The organism is Duganella paludis, assembly GCF_054461335.1.
In genome coordinates, this window is sequence record NZ_CM136922.1 from 5385170 (window position 1) to 5411192 (window position 26023).

General features: G+C 63.3%; 24 protein-coding genes. 14 read left to right on the forward strand and 10 right to left on the reverse strand.

Annotation, left to right across the window (positions count from 1 at the left end):
* Window positions 1-16: 16 nt before the first annotated feature.
* Both egtD and egtB read left to right on the forward strand, forming a co-directional pair.
* Window positions 17-952, forward strand: coding sequence for an L-histidine N(alpha)-methyltransferase (egtD, locus tag ACXZ1M_RS23715; RefSeq protein ID WP_459050060.1), 936 nt, complete (start codon window positions 17-19; stop codon window positions 950-952).
* Between the two features lie 2 nt (window positions 953-954).
* Complete coding sequence (egtB, locus tag ACXZ1M_RS23720; RefSeq protein ID WP_459050061.1) at window positions 955-2145, forward strand: ergothioneine biosynthesis protein EgtB; 1191 nt, start codon at window positions 955-957, stop codon at window positions 2143-2145.
* Here egtB and ACXZ1M_RS23725 read toward each other — a convergent pair.
* Window positions 2142-3353: an NAD(P)/FAD-dependent oxidoreductase gene (locus ACXZ1M_RS23725; protein ID WP_459050062.1), complete on the reverse strand. Its 1212-nt coding sequence runs from the start codon at window positions 3351-3353 to the stop codon at window positions 2142-2144. The genes egtB and ACXZ1M_RS23725 overlap by 4 nt on opposite strands.
* A gap of 118 nt (window positions 3354-3471) precedes the next feature.
* On the opposite strand from ACXZ1M_RS23725, the gene ACXZ1M_RS23730 reads away from it, so the two are divergent.
* The gene (locus tag ACXZ1M_RS23730) at window positions 3472-3993 is read left to right on the forward strand and encodes an RrF2 family transcriptional regulator (protein WP_459050063.1); all 522 of its coding nucleotides are present in this window, start codon (window positions 3472-3474) and stop codon (window positions 3991-3993) included.
* Between the two features lie 3 nt (window positions 3994-3996).
* On the opposite strand, the gene ACXZ1M_RS23735 is transcribed toward ACXZ1M_RS23730, so the two are convergent.
* The 4 genes from ACXZ1M_RS23735 to senB all read right to left on the reverse strand — a co-directional run bounded on the left by ACXZ1M_RS23735 (window position 3997) and on the right by senB (window position 9818).
* On the reverse strand, window positions 3997-5544 hold the full coding sequence (locus ACXZ1M_RS23735) for a methyl-accepting chemotaxis protein (RefSeq protein WP_459050064.1): 1548 nt from the start codon (window positions 5542-5544) through the stop codon (window positions 3997-3999).
* 193 nt (window positions 5545-5737) lie between these two features.
* Window positions 5738-7426 carry a 2-isopropylmalate synthase gene (gene leuA, locus ACXZ1M_RS23740; RefSeq protein ID WP_459050065.1) on the reverse strand — a complete coding sequence of 563 codons (1689 nt, stop codon included), beginning with the start codon at window positions 7424-7426 and terminating at the stop codon, window positions 5738-5740.
* 355 nt (window positions 7427-7781) lie between these two features.
* Entirely contained in the window at window positions 7782-8828 is a 1047-nt protein-coding gene (gene selD / locus ACXZ1M_RS23745) for a selenide, water dikinase SelD (protein ID WP_459050066.1), read from the reverse strand.
* 15 nt (window positions 8829-8843) lie between these two features.
* Entirely contained in the window at window positions 8844-9818 is a 975-nt protein-coding gene (gene senB / locus ACXZ1M_RS23750; protein ID WP_459050067.1) for a selenoneine biosynthesis selenosugar synthase SenB, read from the reverse strand.
* A gap of 34 nt (window positions 9819-9852) precedes the next feature.
* On the opposite strand from senB, the gene senA reads away from it, so the two are divergent.
* From senA to ACXZ1M_RS23800, 10 genes are all read left to right on the forward strand, one after another.
* Window positions 9853-11055: a selenoneine synthase SenA gene (gene senA / locus ACXZ1M_RS23755; RefSeq protein ID WP_459050068.1), complete on the forward strand. Its 1203-nt coding sequence runs from the start codon at window positions 9853-9855 to the stop codon at window positions 11053-11055.
* A 63-nt stretch (window positions 11056-11118) separates the two neighbouring features.
* The gene (locus ACXZ1M_RS23760; protein WP_459050069.1) at window positions 11119-12399 is read left to right on the forward strand and encodes a Xaa-Pro dipeptidase; all 1281 of its coding nucleotides are present in this window, start codon (window positions 11119-11121) and stop codon (window positions 12397-12399) included.
* 79 nt (window positions 12400-12478) lie between these two features.
* The gene (locus ACXZ1M_RS23765; protein WP_459050070.1) at window positions 12479-14299 is read left to right on the forward strand and encodes a DUF885 domain-containing protein; all 1821 of its coding nucleotides are present in this window, start codon (window positions 12479-12481) and stop codon (window positions 14297-14299) included.
* Complete coding sequence (locus ACXZ1M_RS23770) at window positions 14296-15558, forward strand: glycosyltransferase (RefSeq protein ID WP_459050071.1); 1263 nt, start codon at window positions 14296-14298, stop codon at window positions 15556-15558. Before ACXZ1M_RS23765 ends, ACXZ1M_RS23770 begins: the two co-directional genes overlap by 4 nt.
* The gene (locus tag ACXZ1M_RS23775) at window positions 15555-16121 is read left to right on the forward strand and encodes a cysteine hydrolase family protein (protein WP_459050072.1); all 567 of its coding nucleotides are present in this window, start codon (window positions 15555-15557) and stop codon (window positions 16119-16121) included. Before ACXZ1M_RS23770 ends, ACXZ1M_RS23775 begins: the two co-directional genes overlap by 4 nt.
* Before the next feature lie 2 nt (window positions 16122-16123).
* The gene (locus tag ACXZ1M_RS23780; RefSeq protein WP_459050073.1) at window positions 16124-16330 is read left to right on the forward strand and encodes a DUF6434 domain-containing protein; all 207 of its coding nucleotides are present in this window, start codon (window positions 16124-16126) and stop codon (window positions 16328-16330) included.
* The gene (locus tag ACXZ1M_RS23785) at window positions 16327-16665 is read left to right on the forward strand and encodes a hypothetical protein (protein WP_459050074.1); all 339 of its coding nucleotides are present in this window, start codon (window positions 16327-16329) and stop codon (window positions 16663-16665) included. Before ACXZ1M_RS23780 ends, ACXZ1M_RS23785 begins: the two co-directional genes overlap by 4 nt.
* Before the next feature lie 474 nt (window positions 16666-17139).
* Window positions 17140-17472: a YnfA family protein gene (locus ACXZ1M_RS23790; protein ID WP_459050075.1), complete on the forward strand. Its 333-nt coding sequence runs from the start codon at window positions 17140-17142 to the stop codon at window positions 17470-17472.
* A gap of 1 nt (window position 17473) precedes the next feature.
* A complete protein-coding gene (locus ACXZ1M_RS23795; RefSeq protein WP_459050076.1) occupies window positions 17474-17806 on the forward strand; it encodes a low molecular weight protein tyrosine phosphatase family protein in 333 nt (110 codons plus the stop codon).
* A 76-nt stretch (window positions 17807-17882) separates the two neighbouring features.
* Window positions 17883-19019 carry a hypothetical protein gene (locus ACXZ1M_RS23800; protein WP_459050077.1) on the forward strand — a complete coding sequence of 379 codons (1137 nt, stop codon included), beginning with the start codon at window positions 17883-17885 and terminating at the stop codon, window positions 19017-19019.
* Between the two features lie 111 nt (window positions 19020-19130).
* Here the strand turns inward: ACXZ1M_RS23800 and ACXZ1M_RS23805 are convergent, their stop codons facing one another.
* The 5 genes from ACXZ1M_RS23805 to ACXZ1M_RS23825 all read right to left on the reverse strand — a co-directional run bounded on the left by ACXZ1M_RS23805 (window position 19131) and on the right by ACXZ1M_RS23825 (window position 24641).
* Entirely contained in the window at window positions 19131-20363 is a 1233-nt protein-coding gene (locus ACXZ1M_RS23805; RefSeq protein WP_459050078.1) for a malic enzyme-like NAD(P)-binding protein, read from the reverse strand.
* Between the two features lie 77 nt (window positions 20364-20440).
* Window positions 20441-21736 carry a Glu/Leu/Phe/Val family dehydrogenase gene (locus ACXZ1M_RS23810; protein ID WP_459050079.1) on the reverse strand — a complete coding sequence of 432 codons (1296 nt, stop codon included), beginning with the start codon at window positions 21734-21736 and terminating at the stop codon, window positions 20441-20443.
* A gap of 130 nt (window positions 21737-21866) precedes the next feature.
* Window positions 21867-22829, reverse strand: a complete 963-nt coding sequence (locus tag ACXZ1M_RS23815; RefSeq protein ID WP_459050080.1) for a LysR substrate-binding domain-containing protein — start codon at window positions 22827-22829, stop codon at window positions 21867-21869.
* 16 nt (window positions 22830-22845) lie between these two features.
* Complete coding sequence (locus ACXZ1M_RS23820) at window positions 22846-24186, reverse strand: MFS transporter (RefSeq protein ID WP_459050081.1); 1341 nt, start codon at window positions 24184-24186, stop codon at window positions 22846-22848.
* Complete coding sequence (locus ACXZ1M_RS23825) at window positions 24183-24641, reverse strand: MarR family winged helix-turn-helix transcriptional regulator (RefSeq protein ID WP_459050082.1); 459 nt, start codon at window positions 24639-24641, stop codon at window positions 24183-24185. Before ACXZ1M_RS23825 ends, ACXZ1M_RS23820 begins: the two co-directional genes overlap by 4 nt.
* A 164-nt stretch (window positions 24642-24805) precedes the next feature.
* Between ACXZ1M_RS23825 and ACXZ1M_RS23830 the strand changes: the two genes are divergently transcribed.
* A complete protein-coding gene (locus tag ACXZ1M_RS23830) occupies window positions 24806-26011 on the forward strand; it encodes a cation:proton antiporter (RefSeq protein WP_459050083.1) in 1206 nt (401 codons plus the stop codon).
* The last annotated feature ends 12 nt before the right edge of the window (window positions 26012-26023 follow it).

Here is a 26023-nt window from a genome sequence, read left to right on the forward strand (position 1 = left end):
AAAGGCGGAGCAGCGTATGCAATTGTCCCACGGCAGTCCGGAGGTCATCGCCGAAATCAGCGCAGGCCTGATGGCGGCCGCCGCTTACACCTCGCCCAAATTTCTCTACGACGGCCTCGGCTCCAAGCTGTTCGAAGCCATTTGCGAGCTGCCCGAATACTACCCGACCCGCACCGAGGCGGCCATCTTCGCCGCCCATGGCGCCGAGATGGCGCGCGCGGTGGGCGACGGCGCCACGCTGATCGACCTCGGGGCCGGCAATTGCGCCAAGGCCGCCGCGCTGTTCCCGCTGCTGCAGCCGGCGCAGTACGTGCCGGTCGATATCTCGCGCGACTTCCTGGTGGGCGCGGTGGCGCAGCTGCAGCAGCGCTTTCCGCACATCGAAATGACGGCCCTGGGCCTGGACTTTTCCAGCGGCTTTGAACTGCCGGATAGCGTGCGCGCCGGCCATCGTGTGTTCTTCTATCCCGGCTCCTCGATCGGCAATTTCTCGCCCGACCACGCGATCACCTTCCTGCGCGGCCTGCGTCTCAACGCGGGCACCGATGGCGGCCTGCTGATCGGCGTGGACCTGATCAAGGACCACACGGTGCTGGACGCGGCCTACGACGATGCGCTGGGCGTGACCGGCGCCTTCAACCTGAACATGCTGCGCCACCTGAATCACCTGATCGGATCGGACTTCGATGTCGAGCAGTGGAAGCACATCGCCTTCTTCAATCCGGAATTCAGCCGTATCGAGATGCACCTGGAAGCGCGTTGCGCGCTGACGGTGCGCTGGCCTGGCGGCGAGCGCAGTTTCGCGCGCGGCGAGCGCATACACACGGAAGACAGCTACAAGTACACGCGCCAGTCCTTCGTCAACCTGCTGGAACGCGCCGGCTTCGCCACCACGCGCGTGTGGACCGATGAAGAGCAGTGGTTCGCGGTTATCCACGCCAGGGTGATCTGAGGATGATGGACCAGCTCCAGGCCAACTACGCGGCGGTGCGCAGGCACACGCTGGCGCTGTCCGCGCCGCTGTCCGACGAGGACTGCGGCGCACAGTCGATGCCGGACGCCAGCCCGGTCAAATGGCACCTGGCGCATACCACCTGGTTCTTTGAGACCTTTATCCTGGAACGCATGGAGCAGGGCTTTGCACCATTCCATCCTGCCTTCCGCATTCTGTTCAACTCCTACTACAACGGCATCGGCGAAAAGCATCCGCGCGCGCAGCGTGGTCTGCTGACGCGTCCCGCCATGGAGCAGGTGCGCGCCTACCGTGCCGACGTCGATGCGCGCGTGGCGCGCTTGCTCGACTTATCTGGCGACATGGATGCGGCGCGGCGCGGCGAGCTGGCGATGCTGATCACGCTCGGCCTGCAGCACGAGCAGCAACACCAGGAGCTGATGCTCACCGACCTCAAGCACCTGCTGGCGCAAAGCCTGCTGCTGCCGGCCTATTTGGAAAAGCCGCCGGCGCGCGCGGCGGTGGCGGCGCCGCTGGACTGGCTGGCGTTCGATGGCGGCCTGACCGACATCGGCCACGATGGCGAAGGCTTCAGCTTCGACAACGAGCTGCCGCGCCACCGGCAGTACGTGGCGCCGTTCGCGCTGGCTTCGCGCCTGGTGACCAACGGCGAGTACCTGGCGTTTATCGACGCCGGCGGCTACGCCGATGCATCGCTATGGCTGGCCGAGGGCTGGGACTGGGTGCGCGCCAACCAGCTGCGCGCGCCGATCTACTGGTTCCAGGACGAGCAGGGCGCGTGGCAGGAATTCACGCTGCATGGCGCGCAGCCTCTGGATCTGAACCGGCCGCTCACGCATGTCTCGCTGTTTGAAGCGGACGCTTATGCCCATTGGGCCGGCGCGCGCCTGCCGACCGAAGCGGAATGGGAATACGCCGCCGTGCAAGGCCAGGCGGCGCAGATGTTCGGCCACTGCTGGCAATGGACCAGCAGCAGCTACGCGCCGTACCCCGGCTTCTCGACGGCGGAGGGCGCGCTGGGCGAATACAACGGCAAATTCATGCTGAACCAGTATGTATTGCGCGGCTCATCGAGCGCCACGCCCGAAGGCCACGCGCGCGCCAGCTACCGCAACTTCTTCCCGGCCGGAGCGCGCTGGCAGTTCACCGGCATCCGGCTGGCGCGCCGTTAGAAATACTGCACCGGGCGGCTGGCCGGATCGGCCTTGGCGATGATCTCCGCCATATCGGCTTGCGGCGGATAGATCCACACGGTGTTGATATTCCCCTTCAGTTCGGCCGCCTGCGCGCCCGACATCTTCACTGCGCGATTCCAGCCTTCGGTGTAGACCGCGTCGTCCGCGCCCAACGCCAGGCAGGTGACGTAGTTGACCTGGTCGTAGGGCAGGGCCGGCAGGCCGAGGACATCGGCCATGGCGTTGTGGCCGGCCGAGCGGCCCAGGTTCATCGCGTGCTGGCACGACATCAGGGCATGGTTGCCCAGATCGTCCGAGGCGGCGCACGCGACGTCGCCGGTGGCGTAGATGTCCGAGCTGCCGACCCGCAGCGCCGGCGTGACGTGCAGGCGGCCGAAGGTATCGCGCTCGCCGGGAATCTGCGTTGCCAGCGCGCTGGCGCGGGCGCCGGCGGTCCAGATGACGGTGTCCGCTTCAATGCGCTCGCCGTTGGCGGTGGTGATGCCTTGCGCATCCACCGCCGCCACCGCGCTGCCGAGTCGCAGTCCGACACCCTTGTTGCGCAATGATTGCTCGATGACCGGGCGCGGGCCGGCGCCGAGGTCCGGGCCGATGGCGTCCGCGCGCTCGACGATGACGACGTCGATGTCCGCATCCGCACCGAGGATGGCGCGCAGGCGGGCCGGCATTTCGGCCGCCGTTTCGATGCCGGTAAAGCCGCCGCCGCATACCACTACCGTGTTGCGCGCCTTGCCGGCGGGACGCTGTGCCAGCGCGTGCAGGTGACGGTCCAGTTCTTGTGCTTCGCTCAGCTGGTCGACGCTGAAGGCGTGTTCTTTCAGGCCCGGAATCGCAGGGCGGAACAGCGTGCTGCCGCTGGCCAGTATCAGCTTGTCGTAGGCAAGGGATTGCTGCCGGCCGTCGGCGTCCACGTAGTTCACGGCGTGGTCTTGCGGGTGGATCTGCTGCACCGCGCCGGCGATATGGCGCACGCCGGCCGCCGCGAACAAGGCCGTCAATGAAGGGGCCATGCCCGACAGGTCGGCTTCGTATAGGCGTGGCCGGATATGCAGTTCGGGCTGCGGCGAGATGACGGTGATCTCCACGTCCGCCTGCTGGTGCTCTAGGTGGCGCAGGCGTGCCGCCGCCAGTGCCGCCCACATGCCGGCAAAGCCGCTACCGATGATCAGAATCTGTTTGCTCATGATGAAATTCCTTTGCTTAAAAACTGCGACTATAGTTGTCGTAGTTTGTAAACGCAAGCAGTTTTTGGTCGTCATGCTAAAATAGGCGACTAATCTTGTCGGAGTTTGGAGTTTTGATATGGCCCACATCAGTTCAGGTGTTGAATATGGCATTCACTGCCTGCTATTCCTGGTCGACGAATCCGGTGACGGCCGCGATGCCAGCGTGCGCGACCTGGCCGAGCTGCAGGGCGTGCCGGTTGATTTTCTTGCCAAGATTTTCACCAAACTGGCCAAGGCGGGCCTGGTGGCGGCGACCGAGGGCGTGAAGGGTGGCTTCATGCTGGCGCGCGCGGCCGGCAAGATCAGCGTGCTGGATGTGGTGAACGCCATCGATGGCGAGAAAGCGCTGTTCGAATGCCGCGAGATCCGCTCGCGCTGCGCCGTGTTCGACGACGCGCCGCCAGCCTGGGCGACCACCGGCACCTGCGCGGTGCACGCCGTGATGCTGAGCGCCCAGCAGCGCATGGAGGAAGCGCTGGCCGAGCAGACCTTGCTGGATCTGGCGCAGCGCGTGGGCCGCAAGAGTCCCGCCAGTTATGACACCAAGGTCGTCAACTGGCTGGGCGAGCGCGCCGGCAAGCGCACGCTGAAAGCCTGATGCTCAGGCGCTCAGGCGGAACTGGCTGACCACCTGGTTCAGCTCCCCGGCCTGGTCTTGCATGGCCGCCGCAGCAGCGGCGGCTTCTTCCACCAGCGCGGCGTTCTGCTGCGTCACCTGGTCCATCTGGCTGATGGCGATATTGATTTGCTCGATGCCGCTGGTCTGTTCGCGATTGGCCAGCGTGATTTCACCGACGATGGCGGTGACGCGGCGCACGCTGTCCTGCACTTCGTCCATGGTGGTGCCGGCCACGCCGACCAACTGCGCGCCGGCCGCCACCTTGTCCACCGAATCGTCGATGAGGGCCTTGATCTCCCTGGCGGCGCTGGCCGAGCGCTGCGCCAGCGTGCGTACTTCCGTCGCCACCACCGCAAAGCCGCGTCCCTGCTCGCCGGCGCGCGCCGCTTCAACCGCCGCGTTGAGCGCCAGGATATTGGTCTGGAAGGCGATGCCGTCGATCACGCTGATGATGTCGACGATCTTGCGCGAGGAGTCGTTGATGGCGTTCATGGTGTCCACCACCTGCGCCACCACCGCGCCGCCGCGCTGCGCGACTTCGGTGGCGGTTTGCGCCAGCGCGTTGGCCTCATGCGCGTTGGCGGCGTTCTGCTTGACGGTGCTGGTGAGTTCCTCCATCGAGGCCGCCGTCTCTTCGAGCGAACTGGCTTGCTGCTCGGTGCGCGAGGACAGGTCCATATTCCCGCTGGCGATTTCCGCCGACGCCGTGTTGATGGCGCCGGTGCCGCTGCGCACGCGGCCGACGATGTTGGCGAGGTTGTCGTTCATCTGCCCCAGCGCTTGCAGCAGCTGGCCCATCTCGTCGCGCTGCTTGCTGCTGATGTTGCGCGTCAGGTCGCCGGCGGCCACCGCGCGCGCCATCTGCAGCGCGCTGCCGATAGGATCGGTGATCGAGCGCGTGACGCGCCAGGCGAACGCCAGGCCGAGGGCCAGCGCCACCACGCCCAGCCACGCCATCACCTGGCGCGCGGTCGAGATATCGTGTATCACCAGTTCGCCGTTGTGGGCGACGGCGGCTTTCTGCATTTCGTTCAATTCGCGCACGCTATCCTGCAGGCGCGTGAGCTTGGGCAGCATGTCGGCGCGCAGTTGATCAAGGGCGGCGTCGCGCTGGCTGTCGGCCAGCATCTTGCCCACTTGCGTGAAGGAGCCGACGTAGGCCTTGCGTTCGGCGCGGATGCGCGCCAGCAGGGCCTTGCCGTCATCGGTGACGAGCAGCTTGTCCAGCGTGTCGAGGGCGGTGGAGATGGTCTTCTTGTTTACCTCCATCTCGGCGCGGATCTGCTCCGTGCGCGCGGGCAGGTCGGTGGTGAACAGTTCGAGCGTGAGCGCGGAATTGGCGCGGGTGGTGGTGCTGACGGTGGCCGCCGCTTCGGCCTTTACCCAGTCGTCCTCGATGATGGTGCGATTGAGGGCGCCGATGCTGCCGAGCCGCTGCAGGCCGGTGGCGATCAGCACCGCCATCAACAGCAGCACCGCGCCGAAGGCGAGACCCAGGCGGGCGCCTATCTTGAGATTGGAGAACATCATGAACCGACTCCTCGTCACAAAAAACGAGAAACCAGTATAACTTGAATGGTGCGGTGCGGAAAAAAGTCTTGCGCCAGGTGTTGCGCGGACGGGACGTTAGTTCGGGGTCAGTTCCGACATTCGGACACGAGCCCTGCCGTAGCGCACGCTACGGCAGGGCTCGTGTCCGAATGTCGGAACTGACCCCGAATGCTTAGGCTGCTACTTTGCCTTCGGCCGCTTCGGTGCGCACCAGTTGGCGGTTGACCGCGCTCAGGACTGCCTTGAAGGACGCGGTCAGGATGTTGCTGTCGATGGCGGCGCCGAACAGGGTCGGGCCGTTGGCCAGGCGCAGTTCGACATAGCAGGCCGCCTTGGCGTTGGCGCCCGAGCCGATCGAGTGCTCGTGGTAGTCCATCAGCTTGATGTCCAGTCCCAGCGCGTCGACGAAGGCGTCGATCGGGCCGTTGCCGCCGCCTTGCAGCGCCAGTGGCGCGCCGCGATGGATCATGGCGATGTCGATCTGCACCGGCTCGTCACTGCTGGTGTCTTCCACCATCTTGTGCGATTGGTAGGCGTACGGGGAGCTCTGCTCGAAGTATTCCTTGTTGAAGATGTCGTAGATGCCTTCGGAGGTGATTTCGAGGCCGGTCTGGTCGGCCACCGCCTGCACCGCGCGGCTGAATTCAATCTGCAGGCGGCGCGGCAGCACCAGGCCGAAGTCCTGCTCCAGCAAGTAGGCCATGCCGCCTTTGCCCGATTGGCTGTTGACGCGGATGACGGCGTCGTAGCTGCGGCCCAGGTCTTGCGGGTCGATCGGCAGGTACGGGATTTCCCAAAGCGCGCCTTCGACCTGCTTGGCGAAGCCTTTCTTGATCGCGTCCTGGTGCGAACCGGAGAAGGCGGTGAATACCAGGTCGCCCACGTACGGGTGGCGCGGGTGGACCGGCAACTGGTTGCACTCTTCGACCACCTTGCGCACTTCGTCGATGTCGGAGAAGTCCAGGCCAGGATGAACGCCTTGGGTGTAGAGGTTGAGCGCCAACGTGACCAGGTCGACGTTGCCGGTGCGTTCGCCGTTGCCGAACAGGCAGCCTTCAACGCGGTCGGCGCCGGCCATCACGGCCAGTTCGGCCGAGGCCACGGCGGTGCCGCGGTCGTTGTGCGGGTGGACGGAGATGATCAGCGAATCGCGGCGCGTCAGCTTGCGCGACATCCATTCGATCTGGTCGGCGTAGACGTTGGGCGTGCTGCATTCCACGGTCGACGGCAGGTTGATGATCAGTTTCTTGGACGGCGTCGGCTCGAAGATGGCGATGACGGCGTCGCAGATGTGCTTGGAGAAGTCCAGCTCCGTGGTGGAGAACGATTCCGGCGTGTATTCGTAGCCCCAGTCGGTGTCCGGATGTTGCGCGGTCAGTTCCTTCACCAGTTTGGCGCCGGTGGTGGCGATGTTGGTGATCTCTTCGCGCGACATGCCGAAGACCACCTTGCGGAATACCGGCGCCACCGAGTTATACAGGTGGACGATGGCGCGCTTGGCGCCGAGGCAGGATTCGACGGTGCGGCGGATCAGTTCATCGCGCGACTGGGTCAGCACGATGATGGTGACGTCGTCCGGAATGCGCTTTTCTTCCACCAGCTTGCGCACGAAGTCGAAGTCGGTCTGCGACGCGGAAGGGAAGCCCACTTCGATTTCCTTCAGGCCGATCTTGATCAGCAGGTCGAACATGCGCAGTTTTTTCTCGATGCTCATTGGCTCGATCAGGGCCTGGTTACCGTCGCGCAGGTCGGTGCTCATCCAGATCGGCGGCTTGCTGATGATGGCGTTCGGCCAGGTACGGTCGGTCAACTGGACGGCGGGGAAGGCGCGGTATTTGCTCGCTGGGTTCTGCAACATCATGGGAATGCTCCTGGATCTAAAATGGGGGTGTGCTAAACGATGTGGCAAAGGGCTGCGGCGCGGCCACGGGATACTAGGCGCGGCAACCGATCGGTAGTTTTAGCAGTAGCGACAAGGCTGGGAGCATCGGTACAACTTTCCTGGATGTTTGAGGCGGGTGCGGCTTGTGGCCGGCACGGGGTACAACAGGGACGCGGATTAAACGCGTGCTAGTAGACGCGCTGCTAGCGATAGGGCGCTGGCAGGCGATAGCAGGAAAGCGGATAGGTGCAGATGCGAGGTCATTCCTAGAATGTAAGCGATCCCCGCCGCAGTCGTCAAGCGAAATTGGCGGGTTGTCGTTTTGGTATCGCCGTCAGGCGACGGTGACGCGCGCTGCGCCTGCGGCCATGCGGCCGATGACGGCGGCTTCGCCGAAGCCTTCGCGGTGGAACAGGGCCAGCACTTCGTCCACGCTGGCGGCGTCGCAGGAGACCAGCAGGCCGCCCGAGGTTTGCGGGTCGGTCAGCAGCGAGTGCTGGGCCGGCGTGATGGTTTCGGCCAGCTGCACGTCCTTGCCGTAGGCGTCCCAGTTGCGGCCCGAGGCGCCGGTGAAGTAGCCGTCGTGCGCCAGTTGTTCGACGCCCGGCAGCAGCGGGATTTGTTTCATGTCCAGCTGCGCTTCCAGCTTGGCGCCGCGCGCTAGTTCCAGCAGGTGGCCCAGCAGGCCGAAGCCGGTGACGTCGGTCAGCGCGTGCACGCCGGCCAGTTCGGACAGCGCCTTGCCCGGTTTATTCAGCTTGGTGGTGTTGGCGATCATGGCCTTGTAGCCTTCATCATCGAGCGCACCTTTTTTCAGCGCGGCCGACAGCACGCCCACGCCCAGCGGTTTGCCCAGCACCAGCACGTCGCCCGCCTTGGCGTCGGCGTTGCGCTTGATCTTGGATGGATGGATCAGGCCCATGACCACCAGGCCGTAGATCGGCTCCACCGAATCGATGGTGTGGCCGCCGGCGATGGGAATGCCCGCTTCGGCGCAGATCGATTCGCCGCCCTTGATGATCTGGCCGATGGTTTCGATCGGCAGTTTGTTGATCGGCATGCCCACAAGGGCCAGCGCCATGATCGGCGTGCCGCCCATGGCGTAGACGTCGGAGATGGCGTTGGTGGCGGCGATGCGGCCGAAGTCGTACGGGTCGTCGACGATCGGCATGAAGAAGTCGGTGGTGGCGATCAGCGCCTGCTCGTCATTGAGTTTGTAGACGGCGGCGTCGTCGGCCGTCTCGATGCCGACCAGCAGTTCCTTCGGCACCGGGAAGCCGCTGGAGTTCTTCAGGATCTCGGACAGCACGCCGGGCGCGATTTTGCAGCCGCAGCCGCCGCCGTGGGAGAAGGAGGTCAGTTTGATTGGTTCGTTGCTCATGGTTTGCATCCTTGGTTAAGTCTTATGGAGCAGATTATCCACCAACTCCAGTAAAGCCGCTTGCTCGACGGCCGGCGCGAACAGCGGGGCGCGGGCGTCGCACTGCTCGCGCAGCTGTCGATAAAAGTCGGTGTCGGCGATGACGCGGTCGATCAGGTTTGCCAGCGCGGCGGCGTCGCCGGGCGGGAAGTAGCCGGCGTAATCCTCGCCCAGCATGCCGCGATTGCCGCTGATGTCGCTGGCCAGCACCGGCACGCCGGCGCATACCGCTTCGATGATGACGTTGGCGCCGCCTTCCATGTGGGAGGTGAGGGCCATGGCGCGGCAGCGCTTGAGGCGCTGGCGCGTGGCGGCGTGCGCCATGGGGCCTAGCCATTGGTAGCGCCGGTGCTGCGCGGCGGTGGCCTGCGCGGCCTGCGCCAGCTCCGGCTCCAGTGCGCCGCCGATGTGGATCAGCCGCGCCGATGGTGCCGTCACCAGCGCCGCTGCCTGCATGAAGGTGAGCGGGTCTTTTTCCTGGCGCAGGTGGCCGATCATGGCGATGTCGGCGTGACGCGTCGCGCCGGGCGCCGGGCGCAGTGTGGCGGCGGACTGGTAGATCACGTGCGCCTTGCCGCGCAACGGCGCCGGCAGCGCTTGCAGGCCGGCGTCTTGCAGCAGCACCAGCGCGCTGGCCTGATGCAGCGAGCGCTGTGCGCTGGCGTCGGTGTCGATGTCGCGATACAGGTCGGTGCCGGTCAGCAGCAGGATGGAAGGGCGGTCGGGATGGCTGCGGGTCCACGCGTCCAGCGACGGCGCCGAGCGGCGTGCGTGCAGGGCGATCAGCAGGTCCGGCGGCGCGGTCGGGGCGTCGGCATCGGGCCAATGCTGGGTGATCGTCACGCGGTAGCGCGTGCGCAGGAATCGCGCCCAGCGGCTGGCGCTTTGCCAGTTGCCGTTGTTGGCCCGTGCCGATGCGGGACTGACGATCCAGATATGTGCTTTGCTCACTGGTGTTTTGCTTGAAAGTGGTTACAATCGGCGCATGACCTCCAGCTCTACTTCATTCAGGAACGCCACGTCGCAACAGCTGGCCCAGGCCCTGCAGCACGCGAGGGATTATACGCTGTCGCTGTTCGATTGTTTTGCCGCCGCCGGCATGGACGCGCCCGCCCGCGTGCCGCAGCTGCGCATCATCAACCCGCCGCTGTGGGAACTCGGGCACACGGCCTGGTTCGCCGAGTGGTTCATCCTGCGCGAGGCTAGCTCCAGCCACCCGGCCGACGCCAATGGCAACTGCCTGCTGACCAAGGGCGACGACTGGTTCGACTCCGCGCGCGTGCCGCACCGCAGCCGCTGGTCGCTGGACCTGCCCACCACCGGCGGCGTCAAGACCTACTGCCATGAAGTGCTGGACCGCGTGCTCGATAAACTGTCGCGCGACCCCAACACCGACGAGGCGTTGTATCCCTATCGCCTGGCGCTGGCGCACGAAGACATGCACGGCGAAGCCTTCCTCTACACGCTGCAGACCCTGGGCCTGGCCGCGCCGACACCAGCCGACGGCGAGCGGCTGACGATGTTTGCACCGTCCGAGATCGGTTTCCCCGGCGGCACGCTGCAACTGGGCAGCAAGGCCGGCGCCGGCTTCGTCTTCGACAACGAGCGCGAGGCGCACAGCTTCCATGTGGCGCCGTTTCGCATGGATAGCACCCTGGTAAGCAACGCCCAGTATGCGGATTTCGTCACCGATGGCGGCTATGACAACCGCCAGTTCTGGAGCCAGGCCGGCGCCGACTGGCTGATGCGGCAGGAGCGATCCGCGCCGCGCTACTGGCAACGCGAAGGCGCGCAATGGCGCACCATGCGCTTCGGGAAGCTGTCCACGCTGGCCGGCACGGAGCCGGTGCGTCATGTGAATCTATATGAAGCCCAGGCCTACTGCGCCTGGGCCGGACGCCGCCTGCCTACAGAGGCGGAGTGGGAGTACGCGGCCTTGTCCGGCCATCCGGCGTTCCGCTGGGGGCAGTTGTGGGAGTGGACGGCGTCGCCGTTCGAGCCCTATCCGGAGTTCAAGGCGGACCGTTATCTTGAATATTCGGAGCCCTGGTTCCACACGCACCAGACGCTGCGCGGCGCTTCCTTCGCCACGCCGTCGCGTTTCGGCTCGGCCAAATTCCGGAATTTCTACCCACCGGAACGCGACGATATCTTTGCAGGTTTCCGCACCTGTGCCTGGCCCGGATAGTTTCGCTTTTGCGCGGTGCTCTGCTATGCTTTTTGTTTTCCTTAACGCCTAGAGCGCCCACATATGAAACTGCAGCACCTTTTGATTTCCGCCGCCATTCTGGGCGCACTCGCGCAAGCCAACGCCGCCGACCAGGTGACCGTCATCCGCGCCGGCAAACTGGTCGACGTCACCACCGGCAAGGTGCTCGCCGATCAAACCATCGTCATCACCGGCGAGCGCATTAGCGCCGTGGGCCCGAGCGCCTCGACTCCGGCGCCGGCCGGCGCGCAGGTGATCGACCTGTCGGCGCAGACCGTGCTGCCAGGCCTGATCGACATGCACACCCACCTGACCGGCGATCCTTATATGAGCGGCTACAACTCGCTGGGCGTGTCCGACACCCGCGCCGCGCTGTACGGCGTGCGCGCCGCGCGCAAGACGCTGGAAGCCGGTTTCACCACCGTGCGCAACGTCGGCGCGGGCGGCTTCGGCGACGTGGCCCTGCGTGACGCCATCAACGACGGCGATTTCATCGGCCCGCGCATGCGCACCGCCGGTTACGCCATCGGCATCAAGGGCGGTCACTGCGACGAGAACCTGCTGCCTCCGGACGTGAACTTCACCGGCCGTGGCGTGGCCGACGGCCCTTGGGAAGCGCGCGCCAAGGTGCGCGAGATGGCCAAGTATGGCGCCGACGTGATCAAGATCTGCGCCTCGGGCGGCGTGCTGTCCAAAGGCGACGAGCCGGGCGCGCAGCAGTACACGCTGGAAGAGATGCAGGCCATCGTCAACGAGGCGCATAAGCTGGGCCGCAAGGTGGCGGCGCACGCGCACGGCACCAGCGCGATTCACGACGCCATCCTGGCCGGCGTGGATTCGATCGAACACGCAAGCCTGATCGACGACGTCAACATCAAGCTGGCCAAGGAGAAGGGCACCTATCTGGTGATGGACATCTACAACGATGACTTCATCCTGCAGGAGGGCGAGAAGGCGGGCATGCTGCCGGAATCGATCGCTAAGGAAAAGGTGATCGGCCAGCTGCAGCGCGATAACTTCCGCAAGGCCTTCGTTGGCGGCGCCAAAATGGCCTTCGGCACCGACTCCGGCGTTTATCCGCACGGCGACAACGCCAAACAGTTCTACTACATGACCAAGTACGGCATGACGTCGATGCAGGCCATCCAGGCGGCCACCATCAACGCCGCCGACCTGCTGGGCTGGAAGGACCGAGTCGGTTCGATCAGCGTGGGCAAGTACGCCGACATCATTGCCGTCAAGGGCAATGCGGCCGACGACGCCACCGAGCTGACCAAAGTCTCGTTCGTGATGAAGGGCGGCGCGGTGATCAAGCAGCAGTAAACCAGCAGTAATCGCTTGCACGCAGCATGTTGCTTATCACATAATTGAAAAATAATTATGATGATAGGGAGGGTGCTGCATGAAGCGTGTTTTCAAATGGCTGGCCATTGTGCTGGCCACCATCGTGTTGGTGATCGCCGCCTTGATCGCCCACACGATTTATTTCAAGCCGGTGAAGCTGGACTGGTTCTACACCAAGGTGTTTGCGGCGTTCGCCATCGACAGCCCGGAAATGCTGTCGTCGATGCGCATCCTGCCCGGCTGGGCGGACTTCTACAGCGCCAAGCTGGATGACGCCTCGCCGGCGCACGAGCAGAAGCTGCTGGACCTGACGAAGGACAGCCTGGCCACCATCAAGCAGTACGACCGCGAGAAGCTCGATAGCGAAGGCCGTCTGTCGTACGACACGCTGACCTACTTCCTGCAAATCCAGGCCGACGGCGAAGCCTACGACAAGCACAACTTCCCCGTGAACCAGATGCAGGGCGTGCAAAGCGCGCTGCCGGACTTCATGGTGCAGGTGCACCAGGTGACCAGCAAGGCCGAAGCGGACAACTACATCGCCCGCCTGAAACTGTTCCCGACCAAATTCAACCAGCTGACCGAAGGCCTGCGCCTGCGCGAGTCGCGCGGCATCATCCCGCCGCGCTTCACGGTGGAGAAGGTGCTGAAGCAGATGAACGGCATGATCGCCGTCGCGCCGGAGCAGCATCCGCTGTACGTCAGCTTCAAGGAGAAGCTGGACAAGATCCCCGCCGACAAAATGGATGCGGAAACGCGTACCCGTTTGCTGGCTGCAACCGCCGCCGCCGTCAAGGACCAGGTGTATCCGGCCTACCGCAATCTGATCGCCTACTTCACGGCGCTCTCGCCCATGGCCAAGGAGAACAACGGCGCCTGGAGCCTGCCGAACGGCGACGCCTTCTACGCCTGGGCAGTGCGCATGCACACCACCACCGACATGACGCCGCAACAGGTGCATGATCTGGGCTTGGCCGAAGTAGCGCGCGTGAGTGCGGAGATGGATGAGATTCTCAAATCGCAGGGGCTGAACGACGGCACCATCGGCGCGCGCGTGCAGCAGCTGGCGCGCTCGCCGGAGCAGCAGTACCCCAATACGCCGGAAGGCAAGCAGGCCATGCTGGCGCAGTATCAGGTGATTCTGGATGAAGTGAACAAGGGCCTGGACAGTGCTTTCGACATTCGTCCCAAGCTGGGCGTGAAGGTGGAGCAGGTGCCGCCGTCGTCGGAAGCGACCGCGCCGGGCGCGTACTACATGCAGGGCGCGTTCGACGGCACGCGTCCGGGCGTGTTCTACGCGAACATGCGCAATCCGGGCGACACGCCGAAGTTCGCCATGCGCACGCTGGCTTATCACGAGGGCATACCGGGCCACCACTTCCAGGTGACGATTGCGCAGGAGATGGAGGGTGTGCCGTTCTTCCGCCGCGTGCTGCCGTTCACCGCGTATCAGGAAGGCTGGGCGCTGTATTCGGAGCGGCTGGCGTATGAGATGGGCTTCCAGAAAGCGCCGCTGGATAACCTGGGCCGCCTGCGCGACGAGATGATGCGCGCCACGCGCCTGGTAGTCGATTCTGGCATCCACTACAAGCACTGGACGCGCGAGCAGGCCATCACCTACATGATGGACAACACCGGCATGGCGGAAGGCGATGTGACGGCGGAGATCGAGCGTTACTTCGTCAATCCTGGCCAGGCACTGGCCTACAAGGTGGGCATGCTGAAGATCCTGGCCTTGCGCGAGCACGCCAAGCAGGAGCTGGGCGCCAAGTTCGACCTGAAGCAGTTCCACAACGAGGTGTTGTCGCATGGCGCGCTGCCGTTGTCGGTGCTGGAACGCGTGATCAACGACTGGATCGCGAAGCGGAAGCAGGCATGAAGATAGGGCTGCAAACCTGGGGGAGTCATGGCGATATCCGGCCGTTCATCGCGCTGGCGGAGGGTTTGCGGCAGGACGGCCATGATGTCACGCTGCTGATCACCTGCGTGGACAGCGCGATCTATGAGAGCGTGAGGTCGGCCTCCGGTGTGAAGACTCGCGTGATCGCTTCGCCGGTGAACGACCCTGCCGACGCGGAGCGGATCGGCATGGCGGCCATCAAGATGCGCAATCCGCTGACGCAGATGAAGATGCTGCTGGACGAATGCTTCGTGCCGTCGGAGGAGCAGATGTTCGCGGCCGCTCAGGAACTGGCGGCGGAGTCGGACCTGCTGATCGGCCATTACTTCATGTATCCACTGAAGGTGGCGGCGGAGCACGCGGGCAAGCCGTATGCGAGCGTGCTGCTGTCGCATGTTGCGGTGCCGAGCGCCTACAGCCATCCGATGGGCGTGCCGTTCGGGCAGGGCTTTCTGTGGTGGCTGAGCAAACTGGCTTTGCACAAGGTGGTGAGCCCGTATCCGAACCGTCTGCGCGCGCGGCTGGGCATGGCGCCGGTGAAGGATTTCGTGACGGAGGTGTGGCTGTCGAAGTGGCTGACGCTGGTGGCGGTCAGTCCGCAGCTATGCGAGCGGCAGTCGGATTGGGCGTCCTCGATCCAAGTGAGCGGCTTCCTCGACATGCCCAATATGCAGCTGGAAGGCAGCCTGACGCCTGAAGTGGAAGCCTTCCTTGCGGCGGGCGAGCCGCCGGTGTACATGACCTTCGGCAGTTGGACGCCGCGCGAAATCGTCAACCAGTCCGAGAGTGTGGGTCTTTTTACCGAAGCGGCGAAACTGGCCGGTTGCCGCGTCATCGTGCAGACGCATGATGCGGCGGCATGCGGCTTCCGCTCGGATGAGCGGGTGTTGTACGTGTCGGCATCGCCGCATCACCTGATCTTCCCGCGCTGTGCGGCGGTGGTGCATCATGGTGGCGCGGGCACTACGCAATCGGTTACGCTGGCGGGTAAGCCGTCGGTGGTGGTGGCGCACATCAGCGAGCAGGAGCACTGGTGCAAGGAGCTTCTCCGGCTGGGCATCGCCGCAAAGCTGACGCACCGGCGCAGCGTGACGGCCAAGCAGCTGGCCGCGCGCATCCAATCGCTGCGGCCCGAGATGCAATCGCGTGCGATCGCCGTGGCGGAGGCGATGGCGCAGGAGCACGGCGTAACCACCGCCATTCGTCTCATCAACGATCGTATGAAAGCCAGACCATGACCAAGGACTTGCCGACCCTGATTATCATCGACATGCAAAAGGGCATGGCGACTGCCGCCGCTGGAGAGCGCAACAATCCGCAGGCCGAGGCAAATATCGTCCGCCTGCTGGCAGCGTGGCGCGCGGCCGCTGGCATGGTGGTATTCGTCCGCCACATCTCAAGGACGCCCGGATCCTTGTTCTGGCCGGGGCAGCCCGGCGCCGAATTCCAGGAGCAGCTGACGCCTGGGCCGACGGAGCACGTGGTCGAGAAAAACGTGCCCGACTGCTTCATCAACACGGGGCTGGAGCGCTGGCTGCGCGTGCGTGGCATAAGCAGTTTGGTACTGGTCGGCGTCAGCACCAACAACTCCGTGGAAGCCAGCGCACGCACCGCCGGCAACCTTGGCTTTTCCACGCAAGTGGTATCCGACGCCACCTACGCCTACGCCAAAAAAGACTACGCCGGCCAGCAGCGCAGCGCCGACGATGTGCACAATATGGCACTGAGTAATCTGGACGGCGAGTATGCGAGTATCATCGATACCGCTACGTTGCTGCGGTTGGATTCCCGGAGAGTTTGAATATGAATTTTGATTGGCATGGTGGTGAAATTTTGCGGTCAACGGAAATCGATGCTGGCTACCGAAACACGCAAAACGTTCGGCGCTTTCTTTCGCGTGAATGTGGGCCACATTTCAAATTTGACCGTGAATTCATGGCGTGGGTGCGTAATGGCGAGGCCAAGAACATGGGTGACGTGGCCGACGAATGGACGCGAGGCCGCATATGACGATGTGGCCTAAATGTCTCGTTGTGGCCGTTCACTACAAGGTCAACGACAATGTGTCCGAACGATTGGTGGAAGCGGTAGCGAACCCGCTTGAGAAAGTATTGCGTGGCATTGAGCGGGTGGAGGAAATCAATACCAGCACTACTCACTACAGTGTTGAAGCCGAGATCCGATTCAAAGATGAAACCACGCAGCACGATTTGGCGACCGTCACCAAGCACATCGAGCAAATCAATTTTGGCGAACCGGTCCAGATCATTTCGCGCACCGCAGAGCTGCGGCTGCCCCGGCTATCGTTCGACGATCAGGAGTGGAAGGTGGGCGACGCAAAATAGTCCGGCACCGACAGTTCCGCAGACTCTTAACGTCGTCGTGAATATAATCTTTTTGTAATCATGGAAAAAATATTTTCTTGCGTTGGTATTGTTCTTATATTTGCATATATTGTTTGGAGTTCAGTGCACAATTTTCGGCGTGTGATGCAAGGGGATGATCTAAGCGTCTTGGCGAGGGCGGAGGAGGAATTTCGGGCGCTGCTTGTACACCATGAGCTTCCAGAATTTTGCTTCGACGGTCGCACTGCGCAGGTCATTCGGGACAGCACAGAAGGCCTGAACGATAGTAGCGGTGTCTATACTTTACATCGCATTTGTCGATTCGCCCGCAATACGCATGGCGAATATTTTTACTTTATGTCCGAGGGCTCCGGACGGCCTTTTTTCAAGCATGTTAGCCAAGGAACAGCCAAGATTGCGCTTGGTAAGAAATATATCCCGCGCTTGTGTGTTTAGTCGCGAGTTGTAAATCAAATGACAGATATTTTTAGAATCGCTGCGCTGTTTTTCGTGACGGCGCTTGCCGAAATTGTTGGCTGCTATTTGCCTTGGCTGGTGCTCAAGCAGGGCAAGTCGGCTTGGTTGCTGGTGCCTGCGGCGGCGTCGCTGGCGCTGTTTGCCTGGCTGTTGACTTTGCACCCTGCTGCGGCTGGACGCACTTACGCTGCTTACGGCGGGGCTTATATTTGCGTGGCGTTGTTGTGGCTCAGGTTTGTCGATGGCGTGGCATTGAGCCGTTTCGATGCGGCTGGAGCGGCGCTGGCGCTGGTGGGCATGGCGGTCATCGCTTTGCAGCCGGGGCGTTGAGATGAAGCGGGCTTTGTTTATTTGCAGTCAGAACCGGCTGCGTAGTCCGACGGCGGAGCAGGTGTTTGCGTCGTGGCCCGATGTGGAGACGGATTCCGCCGGCTTGGGCGGGGATGCGACGGTGCCGCTGTCGTCTGAGCAGATCGCGTGGGCGACGGTTATTTTCGTGATGGAGAAGGCACACAGGAACCGGCTCTCGGCCAGGTTTCAGCGCTACTTGAATGGCAAGCGGGTGATCTGTCTCGATATTCCGGATGATTACGAGTACATGCAGCCGGAGCTTATCAAGCTGCTTGAGGCGAAGGTGGGTAAGTTTTTACCCAGGAAGGCGTAATCCACCGGCACGTGCTGTGATAATCCGTGCATCTTTTGCTGGGTCGAGATGCTACCCTATACAAAAGGAGATGCGTATGACCGGTGCCAGGTCCGTATTTATCCTACTCATCGCAATTGCATTCCTGCCTGCGGACGCATCCGTGAGCGAATCAAACAAGATTCTCGACGAAAGCAAGCAAAATCCCGCCAAGATCGTCATCAAGGGCGTGCGCGATCCGTCGGTGTGGTTCCGGATCGAGAGCCAGCACCTGATCGTTTATTCCGACAGCGATCCGGAACAGGTCGTCCAACTGGTGAACAACCTCGAGCGGCTTGATTACGTGCTGCGCCTGTACCTGAGACCATTCCTTATCCGGCAAATCGACGCACCCAAGCTCACGCTCTACTTTCAGGACCGGATCGGCTGGCATCCCGGGCTCGGTGAACTCCCCGTTGAGACGGTTGGCCTGGTTGATAGCTGCGTATCCGGCACCCAGGCTTTCACGTTTAGTCGGGGGCGGATGTGGGAATCGAGTAACGCCTCGCTGCTGACGGACGATGTGGATTTCACGCTGTCCGCCATTTTCGCCCTATATAGCCAGAATTTTCTGCACCGCTACACCGATATTCGCGGCCCAGAGTGGTTCCTTCAGGGCTTCAAATTTTATTTCGGAGGAGTCCGATTCACCGACAACCAGATGGCGGTCGGCCGTCCTGCCGGCTCCACGGCCGAGTCGATGAAGTGGCTCGATTCCGGTGAAGGACAGCTGTCTTTCCTGACCTACGACGAAGTACTGCGCAAGGATGTGTCGCAGGGCTTTTTCAGCCACCATAAGATAGCCGAAAAAGGTAATGCCGCGTATCTGGCGCAATCTGAATTCCAGTCCCGGGCGTTCAATCTGATGCACTACATGCTTTCATCTGCGGAAAACCGCGACAAGATGGCGCAGTATCTTGAGTTGATGAATAGCGGCAGCGATGGCGGCGCGGCGTTTGCCGAAGTGTTCGGCATGTCAGACAGGGCGCTCAAAACGTCCATGTGGCATTACCGGCGAGTACTCATGAAAGTCATCAAGGTCGATTTCCCCGAGCTGCCCATGGCCCGCATCGACTTCACCCGCCTGAGCCGCATCGAGGGCGACTTCGTTCTTGAACGCTGGCAAGGAACGAGCGCGACCCGGATAGCGCCGCATGGGCCGTGCACTGGCTCAAGCTGCTCGAAAAAGGGGTAACGCGGGATCACTTACTGGCGGCGATGCGCGATGAACCGCTCGTATCACCCGGCTTCAGGCGGACGTACGGTGACGCCCGCTAACGCTCCGACCGCCACCTGATCCCGGTTTTTACAGCAGCGATTCGGCCAGGTCTTTCAGGTCGTCGGCGTATTCGAGTTCCACCAGCTCTTTGCGGGCGACGCCGCTGCGCCAGGCGGCCGTGGCGATTTTTGGCGTGACGCCGCTCAGCAGCCTCGGGTCCAGCAGCCCCGGGACGATGTAGTCCTTGCTGAAGCGCGCGTCGCTGCGCGCCATGTCCGCCAAGGCCACCACGCAGGCGCGCTTCATTTCCTGGTTGATGGTGCTCGCACCCGAGTCCAGTGCCGCGCGGAACAGGTACGGGAAGCACAGCGCGTTGTTGATCTGGTTCGGGTAGTCCGAACGTCCCGTCGCGATGATGGCGTCCGGCGCCGCTTCGCGCACCAGTTCCGGACGCAGCTCCGGCTCCGGATTGGCCAGCGTGAAGACGATGGGTTGCGCTTTCATGCGCTCGATGTCCTGCGGCGACAGCACGCCCGGTCCCGATACGCCGAGGAACACCTCCGCGCCTTCCATCACGTCGGACAAGGTGGTGGCCGTGGTGTCCTGCGCCCACGCGGCTTTTTCGCCGTCCAGCGCACGCGCGGTGGTCAGCACGCCTTTGCTGTCGCAGACATAAATGTGCTTGCGCTGTGCGCCCAGGTCCACCAGCAGTTCCAGGCAGGCCATCGCCGCCGCGCCCGCGCCCGAGCAGACGATTTTCACCGAGGCGATGTCGCGGCCCGTCATTTCAATCGCGTTCAGCATGCCGGCGCCGACTACGATCGCTGTGCCGTGCTGGTCGTCGTGGAATACCGGGATCGACAAACGCTCGCGCAGCTTGCGTTCGATGTAGAAGCATTCCGGCGCCTTGATGTCTTCCAGGTTGATGCCGCCGAAGGTCGGATGCAACGCGGCGATGATGTCCACCAGTTCGTCCGGATCGCTTTCGTCGATTTCAATGTCGAAGGCGTCGATGCCGGCGAATTTTTTGAACAGCACCACTTTGCCTTCCATGACCGGCTTGCCCGCCAGCGCGCCGATGTTGCCCAGTCCGAGCACCGCGCTGCCGTTGGTGATGACGCCGACCAGGTTGCCCTTGGCCGTGTATTCGTAGGCCTTGGCCGGATCGCGCTTGATTTCGACGCATGGCGCGGCGACGCCCGGCGAATAGGCCAGTGCCAGGTCTTCCTGCGTGCTCACGCTTTTGGTGACTTCGATGGCGATTTTGCCGGCGCTGCCGGTGCGGTGATAGGCCAGTGCTTTTTGTTCGATGGTGCTCATGGTGTGTTCCTCACAAATGCGAAAAACGCCTGCACGGCGTAAACCGTACAGGCGCAAACTGCTGGGGATTCAGTCGATCATGGATACAGGCCGCGTACTTCGCGCGCCTGCAGCACACGGGTGCAGGCGAGGATGAAGGTGGCGGTGCGCAGCGTGACTTTCTTGTCCTGCGCCACGCTCCATACAGCATTGAATGCATCTTGCATGATGCGGGTTAAGCGAGCATTAATTTCGTCTTCGCTCCAGAAGAAGCTGGAGAAGTCCTGCACCCATTCGAAATACGATACGGTGACGCCGCCGGCGTTGGCCAGCACGTCCGGCACGATCAGCACGTCCTTGTCGGTCAGGATGTCGTCCGCTTCCGGCGTGGTCGGGCCGTTGGCGCCTTCCAGGATGATCTTGGTGCGGATGCGCGGCGCGTTGGCGGCCGTGATCTGCTGTTCCAGCGCGGCCGGAATCAGGATGTCCGACTCGATGCCCCAGAAGGCGTCGCGGTCCAGGAAGGCTTCGGCGCCGGGGAATCCGGTGACGCTGCCCACTTCGGCCACGTGATGGTGCAGACGGGCGATATCGAGGCCGCCTTGATTCACGACGGTGCAGGTGTGGTCCTGCACGGCGATGACTTTCGCGCCGGCTTCCGCAAACATGGTCGCGGCCACGCCGCCGACGTTGCCGAAGCCCTGGATGCAAACGCGGGCGCCTTCGATCGCCACACCGCGCTTGGCGGCGGCTTCGCGGCCCACCACGAACACGCCACGGCCGGTCGCTTCGCGGCGGCCCAGCGAGCCACCGAGCGAGATCGGCTTGCCGGTGACGACGCCGGTCGACAGGTTACCTTCGATCATGGCGTAGGAGTCCATCATCCACGCCATCACTTGTTCGTTGGTGTTGACGTCCGGTGCCGGGATGTCTTTGTTTGGTCCGATAATCAGGCTGATTTCGCTGGTGTAGCGGCGGGTCAGGCGCTGCAGTTCACCACGCGACAGAGTCTTTGGATCGACACGGATGCCGCCTTTTGCGCCGCCGTATGGCACGTTGACGGCGGCGTTTTTCACCGTCATCCACGCCGACAGGGCCATCACTTCGGACAGGGTCACGTCCTGGTGGAAGCGCACGCCGCCTTTGCCTGGGCCGCGCGACATATTGTGTTGCACGCGGTAGCCTTCGTAGTGGGCGATGCTGCCGTCATCGCGCTCGATCGGCACGTCGACGGTGAGAATGCGTTTGGGGCGCTTGAGGGTTTCGACCCAGCGCGACAGGCTACCGAGGTGCGGGGTGACGCGGTCGATTTGCTGCAGGTAGACACCCCATGGGCCGAGATCTTCGGCGTTGAGGTATGAAGGCAGTGCGTGTTGTGCTTGTACAGTGGTCATGCTCAAGGCTCCCGTTGGTTCGTTTGCTGAGCGCCGCTTGTGGCGGTGCTCAAGTGGGACGAATCATAGGCCTGGAGCGTTTAGAGCGGCCAATGCTGTATGCGCATTCGGCTATGCAAAAAATGCATAGTTATCTCTCCGATACCGGAATGCGGCGTTTTCCGCCGCTGTGTTTTTGCTGCTGTTCGAGGAATTCCCACAGCCGTTCGACGATCGGTTTGCCGCGCCGGTGCGGCGACGGCCGCTCGCGGTACAGGCGGATTTCCATTTCGATTTCCCAGTCCGCGCTGTCGCCGTCGGCGCGCGCCAGCTGCTTTTGTTTGAGCTCGCGCGTGACCGCCGATTCGGGCAGGAAGGCGATGCCGCGTCCCTCCAGGGCCATCATCTTCAAGCCTTCGGCCATGTCGGTTTCGTAGTGCGGTTCAAGGTGCAGGGCGGTTTTGGCGTCGCTCAAAATCAGCTCCACCATGCGGCCCAGGTAGGCGTTGTTGGTGTAGGAGAGGAAGGGCAGCGGCGCGCGCTTGGTGCCCGGCAGCGTGAACTCGGGGACTTTGTTTTTGTCGCAGCGGGCGTAGGCGCGCAGCGATTCGCGGCCCAGCACCAGCATGTCGTAGCGGCCGGGGTCGAGTTGCACCGGCTGGCGCGGATGGTGGTAGCACAGCAGCAGGTCGCAGCCGCCTTCCACCAGCTGCAGCACGGCGTCGTGCACGTTGAGCGCCATCAGGCGGCTGCGGATCGGCGCGAAGTCTTGTTCCAGTTTGGTTAGCCACTTCGGCACGAAGGTGAGCGAGAGCGTGTGCGGCACCGCGAGGTCGATGCTGGTTTGGGCGGCGGCGCGTTTGGAGCGCAGCATCTCGCGCGCGCCGTTGATCTTCGAGAGCATTTCCAGCGCCTGTTCGTAGAACACGATGCCGGCCGGCGTCAGGCGCGTGGGGTAGGAGGTGCGGTCGATCAGGTCCGTGCCGAGCCAGTTTTCCAGCGATTGGATGCGGCGGGAAAAGGCGGGCTGCGTCACGTGACGCAGCGCCGCCGAGCGACTGAAGTTATTGGTCTCCACGAGTGAGATAAAGTCTTCCAGCCATTTGGTTTCCATGCAGTGTCCTTGGTGATTACGCGGTGTTGGCGCTGATGTTGCGCATGGGCGTGAACAGGTAGGCCAGCGCGGCGAACAGCGCCAGTATGATGCCACCACCGAGGAACAATTGCGACAGTGCGATGTACTTGAGCAGCCAGCCGGCGACGGCGGCTGACATCGGCGCCAGTCCCATGAAGATGAACATGAAGATGCTCATGGCGCGGCCCATCATCTGCGGCGGCACGCGGCGCTGGATCCAGGTGAAGACGTTAATCTGCATGTAGCCGCCCAGCAGGCCGAGGCCCAGCATCAGCAAGGCGGCCTGCCATGCAGCGTGCACGAGGCCCAGCGGCGCAAGCAGCACGCCGGCGATGCCGTCCACCAGCAGGATCATGACGCCGAATTCAGCGAAGCGCAGGCGCGCGCCGAACTTGGCGGCGACGCCCATGCCGAGCAGCGTGCCGGCGCCGTGTGCGCCCATCAGCAGGCCGAGGGTGGTGGCGCCGTGCAGATCGCTGGCCAGCACCGGGATGGCGACCTGCATGGCGCCACCGATGAACAGCGAGACCGTGCCCCAGTAGATGAAGCACAGCCGCAGCGGCGCGTCGTTCCATACCATGCGCAGGCCCTCGCCGACGGAGCGCAGGACCGATTGCGGCGCTGGCGCCGTTTGCGCGTCGGCCGGTGTTGCGGCAGCGGTCAGCGGCCGCACCTTCGCCAGCGTCCACGCCGACAGCAGGAAGCTCACGCAATCCAGGCCGAAGGCCAGCGCGAGGCCGCGTGCGTCGGCGACCGCGCCGTTGTTACCGCCGCCGCCATCGCCGGCGATCGCCAGCAGGCCCGCCGCCACCAGCGGCCCGGCCAGCATCGACAGCTGTCGTAGCCCCATCAGCATGCCATTGGCTGCCTGCAGATGTTCGCGCGGTATCGCCAGCGGCAGGATCGAGGTCCCCGATGGTATGCCGAAGGCCTGCGCCAGGCCCAGGGCCAGCGCCAGCGCGTAGATCAGCTGCAACGACAGCTGCGGCGTGAGCACGAGGGTGAGCGACAACGATCCACCCAACGCAATCGTCGGCGCGCTGCCGATGTTCAGCACCAGCACCGTCAGCAAACCAAGCAGCACGGCATTGGCGTACTTGCTGAGCATGAGCACGCGCTTGGGCGAGTAGCGGTCCACCAGCGCTCCGCCGATCAGGATGAACACCGCGCGCGGCACGCTCATGAGCGCGATCACCAGGCCCAGCGCCAGTGTGTCGCCGGTCAGCTTGAGCACCAGCCAGGGCAGGGCGATCATGGTCAATTGGTCTCCCAACATGGAGATGACGCCGCCGCGCATCAGCCATTTGAAGTTGGGATCCTGTTTCAGGGCGCTCATGAGTTGGACGCGTTCATGCCGGCGATGAGCGCCAGCGCGTTGCTGACGTCGTCGAACTGCGCCGGTGGACAGCTGCGCAGCAGGTCCTTGCTGATCTGGTCCGCCACGGTGGTGGCGTTGGTCAGCATTTCACGGCCGGTGTCGGTGATGGCGGCGTAGGCCACGCGGGCGTCGCGCGGATCCTGCTGGCGTTCGACCAGCCCGATTTTTTCCAGCGGCAGCAGGGTGCGGGTGACGCCGGACGCGGTCAGCCCCTGGCGCTCGGCCAGGTCGACGCGGCGCAGGCGGCCGCCGGGCGCGCGCGCCAGATGGTGCAGCAGCATGAAGTCGCTGAAGCTGATGCCGTGGTAGCCGCCCAGCACCTGATCGAGCCGGCGCACCAACGTGGCTTGGGCGCGCGCCAGGCGCAAGGTGAATTCGAGGCTGGGGCTGATTGGGGTAGGTGTGGTGTCCATGTGCTTGTCCTGTGCTTGATTAATGCTTGAAATATACTTGAGTGCGCAACTAAAATCCAGAGAAAATTTAAGCGTTAGTTTTTTGCCACATCAGTGACATGGTGCAAGTTGATATGGTATCGTTTCCATAATTACAGCATTACATAACAAAAAAGGGGTGACAAATGCATATGGGGACCACCGAGATCTTCTTGATCGCGATGACGATTATTTTCAGCGTGCCGTACCTGATTTGGCGCCTGGGCGGGACCGATTACTACGCGCCGTTGGTGGTGGTGCAGATCATCGCCGGTATCCTGCTGGGGCCGGGCATCATGGGCCGCGCTTTCCCCGAGTACTATTCGTTTGTTTTCAACCCGCAGGTGGTGCAGTCGCTCAACGGCATCGCCTGGTGGGCGGTGATGATCTTCGTGATGATCGCCGGCGTTGAGCTGGACCTGAAAAAAGCCTGGGAGCATCGGCGCGAGAGCAGCATCACCGCCGGTCTGGCGCTCGGCGTGCCGCTGGTGTTCGGCTGTATCGCCGCGCTGGGCCTGCTGGGCTACGCCGGCTGGATGGGGCCGAAAGCGCACGACTGGCAATTCATCCTGGGCGTGGGCATGGCCTGCGCCGTGACCGCGCTGCCCATCCTGATCCTGCTGATGGAAAAGCTGGAAATCCTGCGCCAGCCGATCGGCCAGCGCATCTTGCGTTACGCCAGCCTGGACGACATCGCCATCTGGGGCGTGCTGGCGGTGATCCTGCTGGATTGGGACCGCGTCGGTCGCCAGTTGGGCTTCCTGCTGGTGTTCACGGTCGTGACCAAGCTGTTCCGCATGATGATGGTGCGCATCGAGGAGCGCGACCGCTGGTACGTGTCCTTCATCTGGCTGGCGGTGTGCGCGTTCGCGGCGGACTGGGCGGGCCTGCACTTCATGGTCGGCGCCTTCCTGGCCGGCGCGGTGATGGATGCCGAATGGTTCAACCAGGAAAAAATGGACTTCCTGCGTGCCAACATCCTGATGGCGGTGATGCCGGTATTCTTCCTCAGCACGGGGCTGCGCACCAATTGGGCGATGGGCGGCTCGGCCGTGTTCCTGGTGGCGGGCGTGCTGCTGGTGGCGTCGGTGACGGGCAAGCTGGCCGGCATCCACATCGCCGGCAAGATCCTCAAGTGGGGGCCGGGCGAGGCGTCCATCATCGGCTGGCTGCTGCAGACCAAGGCGCTGATCATGATCATCTTCGTCAACATCCTGCTCGACAAGCAGATCATCACCAGCGAGACCTTCACCGCGCTGCTGCTAATGGCCATCGGCAGCACCATGCTGACGGTGCCGATGGTAGCGCCGAAATTGCAGCGGGTGGCGCAACTGGTGTTCAAAACGAGCTGATATAATTACGGG

Bases quoted from the DNA above. Each gene is read 5' to 3' on its own strand.
- egtD (WP_459050060.1), top strand. From the start codon at position 17: ATGCAATTGTCCCACGGCAGTCCGGAGGTCATCGCCGAAATCAGCGCA.
- egtB (WP_459050061.1), top strand. From the start codon at position 955: ATGATGGACCAGCTCCAGGCCAACTACGCGGCGGTGCGCAGGCACACG.
- ACXZ1M_RS23725 (WP_459050062.1), bottom strand. From the start codon at position 3,353: ATGAGCAAACAGATTCTGATCATCGGTAGCGGCTTTGCCGGCATGTGG.
- ACXZ1M_RS23730 (WP_459050063.1), top strand. From the start codon at position 3,472: ATGGCCCACATCAGTTCAGGTGTTGAATATGGCATTCACTGCCTGCTA.
- ACXZ1M_RS23735 (WP_459050064.1), bottom strand. From the start codon at position 5,544: ATGATGTTCTCCAATCTCAAGATAGGCGCCCGCCTGGGTCTCGCCTTC.
- leuA (WP_459050065.1), bottom strand. From the start codon at position 7,426: ATGATGTTGCAGAACCCAGCGAGCAAATACCGCGCCTTCCCCGCCGTC.
- selD (WP_459050066.1), bottom strand. From the start codon at position 8,828: ATGAGCAACGAACCAATCAAACTGACCTCCTTCTCCCACGGCGGCGGC.
- senA (WP_459050068.1), top strand. From the start codon at position 9,853: ATGACCTCCAGCTCTACTTCATTCAGGAACGCCACGTCGCAACAGCTG.
- ACXZ1M_RS23760 (WP_459050069.1), top strand. From the start codon at position 11,119: ATGAAACTGCAGCACCTTTTGATTTCCGCCGCCATTCTGGGCGCACTC.
- ACXZ1M_RS23765 (WP_459050070.1), top strand. From the start codon at position 12,479: ATGAAGCGTGTTTTCAAATGGCTGGCCATTGTGCTGGCCACCATCGTG.
- ACXZ1M_RS23770 (WP_459050071.1), top strand. From the start codon at position 14,296: ATGAAGATAGGGCTGCAAACCTGGGGGAGTCATGGCGATATCCGGCCG.
- ACXZ1M_RS23775 (WP_459050072.1), top strand. From the start codon at position 15,555: ATGACCAAGGACTTGCCGACCCTGATTATCATCGACATGCAAAAGGGC.
- ACXZ1M_RS23780 (WP_459050073.1), top strand. From the start codon at position 16,124: ATGAATTTTGATTGGCATGGTGGTGAAATTTTGCGGTCAACGGAAATC.
- ACXZ1M_RS23785 (WP_459050074.1), top strand. From the start codon at position 16,327: ATGACGATGTGGCCTAAATGTCTCGTTGTGGCCGTTCACTACAAGGTC.
- ACXZ1M_RS23790 (WP_459050075.1), top strand. From the start codon at position 17,140: ATGACAGATATTTTTAGAATCGCTGCGCTGTTTTTCGTGACGGCGCTT.
- ACXZ1M_RS23795 (WP_459050076.1), top strand. From the start codon at position 17,474: ATGAAGCGGGCTTTGTTTATTTGCAGTCAGAACCGGCTGCGTAGTCCG.
- ACXZ1M_RS23800 (WP_459050077.1), top strand. From the start codon at position 17,883: ATGACCGGTGCCAGGTCCGTATTTATCCTACTCATCGCAATTGCATTC.
- ACXZ1M_RS23805 (WP_459050078.1), bottom strand. From the start codon at position 20,363: ATGAGCACCATCGAACAAAAAGCACTGGCCTATCACCGCACCGGCAGC.
- ACXZ1M_RS23810 (WP_459050079.1), bottom strand. From the start codon at position 21,736: ATGACCACTGTACAAGCACAACACGCACTGCCTTCATACCTCAACGCC.
- ACXZ1M_RS23815 (WP_459050080.1), bottom strand. From the start codon at position 22,829: ATGGAAACCAAATGGCTGGAAGACTTTATCTCACTCGTGGAGACCAAT.
- ACXZ1M_RS23820 (WP_459050081.1), bottom strand. From the start codon at position 24,186: ATGAGCGCCCTGAAACAGGATCCCAACTTCAAATGGCTGATGCGCGGC.
- ACXZ1M_RS23825 (WP_459050082.1), bottom strand. From the start codon at position 24,641: ATGGACACCACACCTACCCCAATCAGCCCCAGCCTCGAATTCACCTTG.
- ACXZ1M_RS23830 (WP_459050083.1), top strand. From the start codon at position 24,806: ATGCATATGGGGACCACCGAGATCTTCTTGATCGCGATGACGATTATT.